The sequence below is a fragment of the Thermosipho globiformans genome, assembly GCF_003990895.1.
GTDB lineage: Bacteria > Thermotogota > Thermotogae > Thermotogales > Fervidobacteriaceae > Thermosipho > Thermosipho japonicus.
Genome location: NZ_BHXD01000021.1, coordinates 1 through 11,119 on the forward strand (window position 1 = coordinate 1; position 11,119 = coordinate 11,119).

Below are 11,119 nucleotides of genomic sequence, written 5' to 3' on the forward strand. Positions count from 1 at the left end.
TGCTATCCATTTTTCAATGACCCCTTCCCCAACGCGTCTTCTAATTTACCACGTTTGTAACTCTTAGTCAAGTTACAGTCACCTTTACTATTCTTTTCTCTTTCTTTAATTATCTTCACCTACACAGGCGTTTTGTTACAATTTTTGGAATTTTTCAACGCTTGTATAATTTTCATAATAAGTTTACTTTTTAATTTCCACTTATTTAGAATGTTAACACAAACTATATATTGTATATTTCGCTTTTATGATATACAATATATTGTGGTTGTATAAAGATTATATTCAATTCTTTTAATTGGGGGGTATTTTATGTTAGTTAATTTTGGTTACTCTGAAGATTTTGATTTGCAATTTAAAAAACTAGAAGAAAAATATGGTTCTGAAATTTTTGAATTAGAAGGTTTTGGTAAAAATCTTGATATTGATTATTTTAATAAGAAGTTTTTTGCTAATGAAAAAATAGGTGATTTATCAATTGACACAAACGCTAACGTCCGCTCTAAGCATATTGGAACTTACTTTGCTGAAGTAAATAAACCATTTACAAAATTAAATTCTATTTATGTTATCTGGAAAAAAATGAAAAAACTCTATGGAAAAGAAGATGCAAACAAATTTTTAGAAGCACAAATCAATGGAGCAATTTATTTACATGATGCACATCATGCAGCATTTATGCCATATTGTTTTGCCTATACTCTCCAGCCAATAGTGGAGAAAGGTTTACCCTTTATCGACACAATTCAATCAATACCAGCGCAACATTTATCTACTTTCATTCAACATGTAATTCAATTTGTAATGTTTGCTTCTAATCAATCAAGTGGTGCAGTTGGACTTCCCGACTTTTTTGTATGGATGTGGTATTACGTAAAGAAAGACTTAGAAGAAGGCATTATACCAAAAGACAAAATTGACTGGTATATTGAACAACATTTTCAAATTCTAACTTATTCATTTAATCAACCAATTAGAACACATCAATCACCATATACAAATTTTACATATTTAGACAGAAATTACATCAAAGCGATATTTGAAGGGGAAAAATATCCAGATGGTACACCTATTGTAGATGAACTAGAGAACATAATTAAATTGCAAAAACACTATTGGGAATGGGTTGCAAAAGAAAGAGAAAGGCAGATGTTTACATTTCCTGTTCTTACAGCTTCACTTCTCTATAAAGATGGAAAATTTGTTGATGAAGACAGTGCAAGGTTTATTAATAAGGTAAATCTCAAATGGCAAGATACAAACTGGTATATCTCTGATTCAATTGATGCAGTTGCATCATGTTGCAGGCTCACAAGCTCTACTAAAGAAATCAAACTCTCACTATCAGCGGATCCTGAAGATACCAAATTAAAAGGCATGGCAAACTCTATCGGGGGTTCAGATCTCAATATAGGTTCATTTAAGGTTGTAACAATTAACCTTCCGAGAATTGCTCTTGAAGCAAATGGAAATAAAGATAAATTCTTTGAAATTCTGAATGAAAGGGTAGATCTAGTACAAAAAATCCTTCATGTAGTAAGAACTATTATTCAAGAAAGAATTGAACAAGGCGTATTACCACTTTATAAAGTAGGACTCATGAAGCTTGAAAGACAATATGGAACAATTGGAATTACGGGAGTATGGGAATCAGCAGATTTTATGGGACTTACCGAACTTTCTGCAGAAGGCTTAAAATATTCAAAAGATGGGGAAATGTTTGTATCTCAGACCCTTGACTTTATTAAGTCTAAAGCCGAGCAAGGATTTAAAAAATATGGTTTTACATTTAACATTGAACAAGTGCCTGCAGAAAAAGCAGCAGTTACTCTTGCAAAAAAAGATGCAATCATATTTGGAAAAGAAAGGCAACCATATGAACTTTATTCAAATCAATGGGTACCACTAACAGCCGAAACTGATATGATGAATAGAATAAAATACTCAGGAAAATTTGACAAAAAGGTGTCAGGTGGGGCTATATTACACATTAACATAGGTGCACCTTTTAAATCCGAAGAAGACTCATGGAAGATGGTTAATCTTATAGCTAAAAAAGGTGTTATGTACTTTGCATTTAACCAAAAAATTTCAGTTTGCAATGAAGGTCATGCTTTTATCGGAAAAAGATGCCCAATATGCGGCAAAGAAAAAGCAGAAGAATACATTAGAATAGTAGGTTATCTAGTTCCAATCAATTCCTTTAATAAAACAAGAAGAAACTATGAATACTCAAAAAGGAAATTTTATTCACTGGAGGGAATGTAATATGACTGTCTATATAAATAGAATTTTCTTTTCAACAAATGATCATCCAGAATTATTAGGTCTTTCTATTTATTTTCAAGGCTGTGATAGATCTCCAAAATGTCTGTTATGTCACAACAAAGAAACTTGGGAACCTTACAGAGGATTTAAATACGATTTAGAAGACCTTATACAAATTTTAAAAGATAAAATAAATTATGCTCTTGAATCATATGACAAAATAGCTGTGGTATATTTAGGTGGTGAGCCCCTTGCCCCATATAACAGAGATGCAGTCTTTCAAATTTCAAAAGAATTAAAAGAAGAATTTTCAGAAAAAATTGTAAATACCCTCTATTCCTGGAGAACACTAGAGGAAATAGAAAGACAAAATTTAGAAAATTACATTGAATATATGGATGAATTAGTTTTAGGGCCATATGATCATACGCAAAGAAACGTTGACGAAAAAGGCAATGTTTTGTTTCCAGCATCAAAAAATCAAAAATATATTAAGCTTAATAAAGTACTAAGTAAATAAGAAGAGGAGGAAGCATTATGTATGAAGACATTATAAAACGCTGGCTAGATGTTGAACCTTCAAAAAACGCCTACAAAATACTTTCCGAAAGGTACTTTACCAAAGATACAAGTGGAAACTTTTTAGAAAATAAGTGGGAAGACGTATGTAGAAGAGTTGCCAGAGTAGTTGCAACATCGGAACTTGTCAACAACCCACAAGTAAAAAAAATGGATGATGCAAAAAAATTAGAGATGATAAAGGAAACAGAAGAAACATTCTTTAAAATGCTAAAAGCTAGAATATTTATTCCAAATAGCCCTACTCTATTTAATGCTGGTATGGGTGTAAGGCATGAACTTCTCTGGAAACCTATTGAAAACATGACACTTTCTGATTACCAAGAAATATACAACACAAGAAATCACCTGCACATGTTATCTGCCTGTTTTGTAGTTCCAGTTGATGACAGCATCAATGGAATATTTGAAGCAGTAAAAGAATATGCATTAATTACAAAAGCAGGTGGAGGAATTGGATCTAACTTTTCAAGTTTAAGGCCAAAGGGAAGTTTTGTGGCTGGAACCCACGGTCAAGCATCTGGACCTGTATCATTCATGCATGTTTTTAACTCGGCAATTGGAGTTGTAGAACAAGGGTATAAAAGACGTGGAGCATTAATGGGAATATTAAATATAAACCATCCGGATATCGAAGAATTTATAACTGCCAAAGAAAACAATGATGGAGAAAAAGTACTAAAATATTTCAATATTTCTGTAGGAATCCCATTTGATAAAAAGGAACTTTTAAAATTATATGAAGAAGATGGTGAAATAGAACTTTCACATCCAAAGTTTACAGAAAAAAGATATATAAAAGCAAGGGATATAATTAAACAAATAGCAGAAAATGCATGGAAAACAGGCGATCCAGGTCTTGCATTTCTGCATGAAATGAATAAATATTATCCATTGTATCCAGAAATGGAAATAATCTCCACCAACCCATGTGGTGAAATAGGCCTTGCACCATATGAAGCATGTAACCTTGGATCAATTGATGTTGCTAAATTTGCTACAGAAGACGGACAAGTTGATTGGGATGCACTTGAAGATACTGTAAGACTTGCTGTAAGATTCCTAGATAACGTAATCGATGTTAATGTCTTTCCTCTTGAAAAAATTACAAACGCAGTTAGAAATAGTAGAAGACTAGGATTAGGTATAATGGGATTTGCAGATCTTTTATACAAACTTGATATTCCATACAATTCTGAAGTGGGGAGACAATTTGCAGCTGATCTTATGGGATTCATGGCGTTACATGGGCATGACGAATCAAATAAACTAGGAAGAGAAAAAGGAAGCTTCCCATTGTTTGAAAAAAGCAAGTTCTTTAAAGACGAAGAATTTGTCCCATTTGCAATGGGAATGAGCAAATACGATGAAGATATCAAAAAAGTAATGAGAGAATCTAAAAAAGGAAAAAGAAATGTAGCAGTACTAACTATTGCACCAACAGGCTCTATATCTAACATAGCAGATACAAGTAGCGGTCTTGAGCCAAATTTCTTACTAGCTTATGTTAGATACATGAACAAACACGATGGTACAAAAGAATCACTCTTTTATGTAAACAAAGTTTTAGAAAAAAAGCTTGATCCAAAAATTCTTGAAAAAATCAAAGAAAAACTAATAGAAAAAGGTTCATTGCAAGATTTAGATGTACCAGAAGAAATTAAAAAAGTCTTCGTAACTGCAATGGATATTTCCCCAATGGATCATCTTTTAATGCAAGATGCTTTCCAAAGATATGTTGACAATAATATCTCTAAAACTATTAATATGCCAAATAGTGCTACAAAGGAAGATGTTTTAAATATCTATCTTGAAGCATTGAAACTTAATGTAAGAGGACTGACAATATATAGGGATGGCTCACTGCAAACTCAAGTCTTAACTTCTGCAAAACATGTTAAAACTAAGGATGCTCCAAAAGTTCAATTTTTCCTCTTAGATGAAAAACATAAACTAAGGCCAAAACCAAGAAAGAGTACATTAAGAAGCGTTACCAGGAAATATAAATCAAACGAAAATACAACATATATTACTGTATCTTTTGACGACAATGGAGAAGCAGTTGAAATATTCCTTTCAAATGGTACTGAACTTGCAGAATCTATAGGAAGATTATCTTCTATAGCTCTAAGAGCAGGTGTGTCAATAGAAGAAATTCTAGAACAGCTTCAAAAGGTTAATGGCGAATATACAAAGGGCCTCGCAGAAGAAATCAAAAAAGCTATAGATGATTTTATTGAATTGTGGGGCAACTCGGAAATTGAAAGTGATGAAACATTTGTAATAGACGGAACAGTTAAAACTGCAGAAGAAGTAGAAAAATTTGTAATGGCAAATGACCTTGAATGGAGTGAAGGCTACTACGTAGATGAAAATGGAAATGTATATTGTCCTTCTTGTCTTTCAAAAAATAGTATAATAAAGCAGGAAGGTTGTATGAGTTGTAAAAAATGTGGCTGGAGCAAATGTAGTTAAAAAAAGGCGCGCGTTGCGCCTTTTTTTATATATTTAAAAAGTTTTCAACTTCTTTTCTTGAAGGAATAGAATTTTGTGCACCTTTTTTAGTAACTGACAAAGCCGCTGCTGCCGAGGCAAATTCCAATGATTTTTTTATATCAAGATTTTCATGCAAAGCTACAACAAATGCTCCGTTAAAAACGTCTCCCGCTGCCGTTGTATCAACAGCCTTAACTTTAAAAGATGGAATTTCCATCCTTTTATCTCCTTCAAAATAAATTACTCCCTTGCTTCCAAGTTTTACAATGAGTTTTTTTAATCCTAAACTTTTAAGCTTAAAATAACTATCTTCATATGAGACAAATTTTCCAAAGAACTTTTCTGTTAAAAGTTTTATTTCTTCTTCATTCGGTGTCAAAAAATCAACAAATTGAAAAATTTCCTTTTCAATTCCACTTACTGGAGCAGGGTCAAAAATAACAATTTTTCCATTTTCACTAAAAAGTTGAGCAGCATATAAAGTTGACTCAAATGGGATTTCATTTTGAAGCAAAATGTAATCAGCTTCTAAAAGTTTTGCTTCATGCTTTTTTATAATTTCTTTAGTTAAGTTTCTATTTGCTCCAGGATATATTACAATTCTATTTTCACCTTTTTCTGTAACTTCAATAAAAGCTAAACCATTATTATCATCAACTTCCACATATCCTTCAATGTTTAATTTGTCGTATTGATCTTTTAAAGCTCTTCCATAAGAGTCATTACCAATACAAGTTAAAAAATAAACATTAGAATTTTTCTCAGAAAGTTTTGCTATACTAACTGCTTGGTTAGAACCTTTCCCTCCTGAAAAAAACTCTAATTTCTGAGCCTTTTGAGTTTCACCAGGCAAAGTAAATCTCTCAACTGTTAAAACAACATCCATATTAGAACTTCCAACCACTGCAATCATTTTTTCAGCTCCTTAGTTGATTTTCTAATTATCAATTCTGGTTCAAGAATTATTCCTCTATTTAAGGATTTATTTTCTTCAATAATTTTTATTATTAACTCTGCTGCTTTCATACCCATCCTATATTTAGGTTGTCTAACTGTGGTTAAAGGTGGTTTAAAATGTTTACTAAATAAAATATCATCAAATCCTGTCACACTTACATCATCAGGTACTCTATAACCTTTTTCTTCAATCGCATCAATAACTCCATAGGCAATTAGATCATTCCCACATACTATAGCATGCGGTAAGTCTTTTATCTCTTTTGCAAATTTATACCCAGCATCATATGAAAAATTTGTAAAATAATGTTTATACTCCAATTTTGCATTCTTCATTTTTTCCATAAATACTTCATACCGTATCTTGGCACTAAATGTTTCTTTATTTCCATTAATAAATATAAAACTTTTGTGCCCATTTTTTATAAGAAAATCTAATAATAGTTCCATACCTTTTTTGTTGTCCACAATAACGTACGATGCATTAATCCCTTGAATAATCCTATCTAAAAAGACTACTTTTAATCCTTTTTTTATTTTTTCCTCCAACAATAAGTTAAAACTACCTGTTCCAGTAAAAAGCAGCCCATCAATGTGCTTTGAAATTAATGTTTCAAGAAGTTGAATTTCTTGCTCACTATTTTGATCTGAATTACATAAAATAAGAGTATAACCTTTTTTTCTCAAGAAGTCTTCAGCACCTCTAACTATATCAGCAAAAAATGGATTGGTAATATCAGGTAATATGAAACCAATGGTTTTTGTTTTGCCTTTTCTTAAACTTTTAGCAATATTGCTTGGAAAATACCCTAATTCTTTAATTGCATTTTCGACTCTTTTTCTTAATTCTTTAGAAACTGGGGCTGAGTTATTTAATACCCTAGAAACTGTAGAAATAGAAACTCCAGCCTTTTTTGCAACTTCTTTTATACTCGGTTTGTTCATACCAACCCTCCATCTAAAACATTAGAAAAAGAGGGGGAAGCCCCCCGTGCGATATTTTTACTGAGTAACTAATTTTAATTCTACCGGAATATAAATTGTATGAGATTCAAGATAATCATATGCTTTTTGAATAGCCAGTTGTCCCATTAGATACGGCTGTTGAGCAATTGTAGCAGCCATTTCTCCTTTTTTAACTGCTTCAATAGCATCTGGGATCGCATCAAAACCAACTACAATAATTTTCCCAAGTTTTCCAGCAGCTTTTATTGCTTCAATTGCTCCCAATGCCATTTCATCATTTTGGGCAAAAACAGCATCAATAGCTGGGTACGCCTCAAGTAAATTTTCCATAACCGTTAGTCCTTCTGCTCTATTAAAGTTTGCTGTTTGTTTTGCAACCAATTTTAAGCCAGGATATTTTTTAAGTTCTGTTTCAAAACCTTTTCCTCTATCTCTAGCTGCAGAAGTTCCCGGAATACCAACAAGTTCTATCACTTTTCCATTTCCATTCAACTTTTCAGCAATAAACCTGGCAGCCATAGCTCCACCCAAAACATTGTCAGACGCAATATGAGCAACTACTTTTCCACCATTTGAGCCTCTATCTACTGTAATTACTGGTATTCCTGCATCATTTGCTTCTTCAACGGCTGCAACAATAGCATCACTATCTGTAGGATTAACTATTATCAAATCAACTTTCTGCTGAATCAAATCCTCAATATCATTGAGTTGTTTAGAAGGCCTATCTTGTGCATCAACTACTATTAAATCAATTCCAAGTTCTTTCGCCTGGGCGACTGCACCATCTCTAAGTGTTACAAAAAATGGATTGTTAAGAGTTGATAACGACAAACCTATTTTATAACTAAATGCTGTAAATGCAAATACCACTAAAATCATTATTACAAAAATATACCTTTTCATACGACCCACCTCCTAGTTTTCTCTTTCAATTAAAACAGCAATAAGGATAACTATACCCTTTACCGCCTGTTGATAAAATGGAGAAACATTCAACAAGTTAAGCCCATTATTTAAAATTCCCATAATTAATGCACCAAACAGGGTTCCAATAACTGTTCCCTTTCCACCGGCCAAACTAGCTCCACCTAGAACCACTGCTGCTATTGCATCAAGTTCATACCCTGTTCCAAAAGTGGGCTGGGCACTATTTAATCTGGAAGTAAGTATTATAGCAGCAATAGCAGATAAAAGTCCACTTAGCATATAAATTATTACTTTATACTTATCAACCTTTACTCCACTTAATTTGGCCGCTGTTTCATTCCCACCAATAGCATAAGTATAAAGTCCTAACTTTGTATACATCGAAATATACCAAATTATTGCAAAAATACCAAACATTATAACTATTGGGACAGGAATACCTAAAATTTCTCCTCTACCAATAAATCTAAATGAATATGGAAATCCAGTTATTGGCATTCCTTGAGTATAAACCAATGTCAAACTTCTTGCTATTGCCATAGTAGCCAATGTTACAATAAATGGTTGTATTTTACCTTTAGCAATTATGAAACCATTTATCGAACCAAAAAGAGCCCCAACAGCTAAAGCAGCAAGAATCCCTAAGAAAACAGATCCACCTTTTATAACAGAAGCCATAATAACTGCCGAGAGTGCAAAAATAGATCCCACCGACAGATCAATTCCTCCTGATATTATTACTAATGTCATTCCAAATGCTATAATCGCCTGAATAGAAACTTGTCTAAAAACGTTGATAAAATTAGACAAACTTAAAAATCTATCACTCAATATTGCAAAAAAAACTACTAAACCAATAAAGCCAACTATGGCAGGATACTCCTTAGCTTTTTTAACAATAATTTTCCAATTCATTCATTATCAACTCCTGTAGCTAATTTTAAAATATTCTCTTGACTTATTTTATCTTTATCCAATATTCCCATAGATTTTCCTCTATGCATAACCAAAACTCTATCACATAAGCTAACAATTTCAGGGAGTTCAGAAGAAATAAACACCACACCAACTCCCATATTTGCAAGCTTATTTATTATGTTATAAACTTCTACCTTTGCACCAACATCTATTCCTCTGGTAGGCTCAACAAGAAATACTATTTTTGGCTTCTTTCTCAAAACTTTTGAAAGAACTACTTTCTGTTGGTTACCACCTGATAATGTTTTAACTTTTTGATTTATAGAAGAAACTTTTATTCCATATTTCCGTATTTCTTCATTAGCTATTATTTTTGACTTTTTCCAAGAAATCTTTCCAAATTTTGTTACTTCATCTGTATTCTGCAAAATTATATTTTTCATCACATCCATTTCTAATACTAATCCCATCTTTTTTCTATCTTCTGGAACCAAAGCTATACCATGTCTAAACATATTTTTTTCCGGTAACAATTCTTTCCCATTTAAAACTAACTTTTCCCATTTTGAAGGCAAATAACCATAAATTCCAAGCGCAATTTCTAATTTTCCAGAACCAACTAATCCAGCAATTCCAAAAATCTCACCTTTTTTGACATTAAAAGAAACATTCTTAACAAAATTACCTACATTTAAATTTTCTATTTTGAAAATTTCTTCTTCAGAAATTTTATTGAATTTTGGGTACATTTCATTTATATCTCTTCCTACCATCATCTTTATTAATTTCTCTTTAGAGACATCTTCAATATGAGTTGTTCCAATATAATTACCGTCTCTCAAAACTGTAACTCTGTCTGCTATTTCAAATATCTCTTCAAGACGGTGGGAAATAAAAATAACAGAAATATTTTTAAATTTTAATTCTTTAATTATTTCAAACAATCTTTTAGTTTCATGTTCAGTAATGGTTGCAGTCGGTTCATCCATAATAATTATTTTCGCGTTTAGAGAAAGCGCCTTTGCTATTGAAACTAACTGCTTTTCTGAAGTATTCAAATTTTTTACTTTTTCCGATGCTTTTATAGGAAAATTAAATTCATCCAAAAAATTATCTACAATTCTTATCATTTTAGATCTTGATATATTAAACTTATTAATATTACCAACAAAAATATTTTCAGCGACTGTTAACTCCTCAAACAAATTCAACTCCTGATGGATTGTCGCAATTCCTTCCTGAATTGCTTCAGTAGGATTTGAAAAAAATGATTTTCTTCCATTTATATAAATTTCTCCTGAATCGGCTTTATACACACCGCTGATAATTTTTATTAAAGTACTTTTTCCTGCTCCGTTCTCACCCAATAATGCATGAACCTCTCCCGTATAAAGATCAAAATTAACATTATTTAAAGCAAGAACCCCAGGAAATCTTTTTATAATACCTTTCATATATAATATCTTTTCCATTTAAAAAATCACCCCAGAAACTAATATAGCATTGCTATACGGAACGACATCACCTGTTCTTATCACCGCCACAACATTATTAGTAAGCTGTTTTAACTCCTCATGAGATATTTTCGAAAACTCTACATCTGGAATATTTTCTTTAAGAATTTCCTCAAATTGCTCTGAAGATTCCTCAGCCAATATAACTTGTTCAACCTTTAATTCCTTTAATATTACCTTTAAGACTTCCTCAAAAGTTGGCTTGCCAAAATCTAATACAATATCAATTCTCTCAACATGAGAAGGAATAGGAAAACCTAAATCAACAATAGCAATTTTGTCCTTATGACCTAATTTTGCAATTATCCTCGAAATTTCCGAATTAAAAATTCCTGTCTTCTTCAAATCATCACCTCCACCCTGGCCAATGTAAAAAATTATTTTTCAATCAATCTAATCATCTTAGGATGAGCTGAGAGTGTGTCTATTAACATTGTTAACTGCTGCCCTAGTAACATATATGTAATCTGTGCCTTTAGCGTCCTTTCATT

Annotated in this window: 9 protein-coding genes; 3 read left to right on the forward strand and 6 right to left on the reverse strand. The window is 32.1% G+C overall.

Going from position 1 to position 11,119, the window contains the following annotated elements:
* Window positions 1-312 precede the first annotated feature (312 nt).
* The 3 genes from EO083_RS09415 to EO083_RS09425 are packed head-to-tail and all read left to right on the forward strand — an operon-like array spanning window position 313 to window position 5,322.
* Window positions 313-2,268 carry an anaerobic ribonucleoside-triphosphate reductase gene (locus EO083_RS09415; protein ID WP_126994161.1) on the forward strand — a complete coding sequence of 652 codons (1,956 nt, stop codon included), beginning with the start codon at window positions 313-315 and terminating at the stop codon, window positions 2,266-2,268.
* A 1-nt stretch (window position 2,269) separates the two neighbouring features.
* On the forward strand, window positions 2,270-2,788 hold the full coding sequence (locus EO083_RS09420) for a 4Fe-4S cluster-binding domain-containing protein (RefSeq protein WP_126994163.1): 519 nt from the start codon (window positions 2,270-2,272) through the stop codon (window positions 2,786-2,788).
* 17 nt (window positions 2,789-2,805) lie between these two features.
* Complete coding sequence (locus EO083_RS09425) at window positions 2,806-5,322, forward strand: adenosylcobalamin-dependent ribonucleoside-diphosphate reductase (RefSeq protein WP_126994165.1); 2,517 nt, start codon at window positions 2,806-2,808, stop codon at window positions 5,320-5,322.
* Between the two features lie 25 nt (window positions 5,323-5,347).
* On the opposite strand, the gene rbsK is transcribed toward EO083_RS09425, so the two are convergent.
* Genes rbsK through rbsD form a run of 6 tightly spaced genes read right to left on the reverse strand, consistent with a single transcriptional unit; the run spans window position 5,348 to window position 10,973 of the window.
* A complete protein-coding gene (rbsK, locus tag EO083_RS09430; RefSeq protein WP_126994167.1) occupies window positions 5,348-6,256 on the reverse strand; it encodes a ribokinase in 909 nt (302 codons plus the stop codon).
* A complete protein-coding gene (locus tag EO083_RS09435; RefSeq protein WP_126994169.1) occupies window positions 6,253-7,245 on the reverse strand; it encodes a LacI family DNA-binding transcriptional regulator in 993 nt (330 codons plus the stop codon). The genes rbsK and EO083_RS09435 overlap by 4 nt, the downstream gene beginning before the upstream one ends.
* A gap of 57 nt (window positions 7,246-7,302) precedes the next feature.
* On the reverse strand, window positions 7,303-8,172 hold the full coding sequence (gene rbsB / locus EO083_RS09440; RefSeq protein ID WP_126994171.1) for a ribose ABC transporter substrate-binding protein RbsB: 870 nt from the start codon (window positions 8,170-8,172) through the stop codon (window positions 7,303-7,305).
* A gap of 12 nt (window positions 8,173-8,184) precedes the next feature.
* The gene (locus tag EO083_RS09445) at window positions 8,185-9,111 is read right to left on the reverse strand and encodes an ABC transporter permease (RefSeq protein WP_126994173.1); all 927 of its coding nucleotides are present in this window, start codon (window positions 9,109-9,111) and stop codon (window positions 8,185-8,187) included.
* On the reverse strand, window positions 9,108-10,586 hold the full coding sequence (locus tag EO083_RS09450) for a sugar ABC transporter ATP-binding protein (protein WP_126994175.1): 1,479 nt from the start codon (window positions 10,584-10,586) through the stop codon (window positions 9,108-9,110). Before EO083_RS09450 ends, EO083_RS09445 begins: the two co-directional genes overlap by 4 nt.
* Entirely contained in the window at window positions 10,587-10,973 is a 387-nt protein-coding gene (rbsD, locus tag EO083_RS09455) for a D-ribose pyranase (RefSeq protein WP_126994177.1), read from the reverse strand. It abuts the gene before it with no gap.
* Window positions 10,974-11,119 lie beyond the last annotated feature (146 nt).

What these genes read in the sequence shown, in the direction of transcription:
- EO083_RS09415 (WP_126994161.1), top strand. Translation starts at nt 313, where the DNA reads ATGTTAGTTAATTTTGGTTACTCTGAAGATTTTGATTTGCAATTTAAA.
- EO083_RS09420 (WP_126994163.1), top strand. Translation starts at nt 2,270, where the DNA reads ATGACTGTCTATATAAATAGAATTTTCTTTTCAACAAATGATCATCCA.
- EO083_RS09425 (WP_126994165.1), top strand. Translation starts at nt 2,806, where the DNA reads ATGTATGAAGACATTATAAAACGCTGGCTAGATGTTGAACCTTCAAAA.
- rbsK (WP_126994167.1), bottom strand. Translation starts at nt 6,256, where the DNA reads ATGATTGCAGTGGTTGGAAGTTCTAATATGGATGTTGTTTTAACAGTT.
- EO083_RS09435 (WP_126994169.1), bottom strand. Translation starts at nt 7,245, where the DNA reads ATGAACAAACCGAGTATAAAAGAAGTTGCAAAAAAGGCTGGAGTTTCT.
- rbsB (WP_126994171.1), bottom strand. Translation starts at nt 8,172, where the DNA reads ATGAAAAGGTATATTTTTGTAATAATGATTTTAGTGGTATTTGCATTT.
- EO083_RS09445 (WP_126994173.1), bottom strand. Translation starts at nt 9,111, where the DNA reads ATGAATTGGAAAATTATTGTTAAAAAAGCTAAGGAGTATCCTGCCATA.
- EO083_RS09450 (WP_126994175.1), bottom strand. Translation starts at nt 10,586, where the DNA reads ATGGAAAAGATATTATATATGAAAGGTATTATAAAAAGATTTCCTGGG.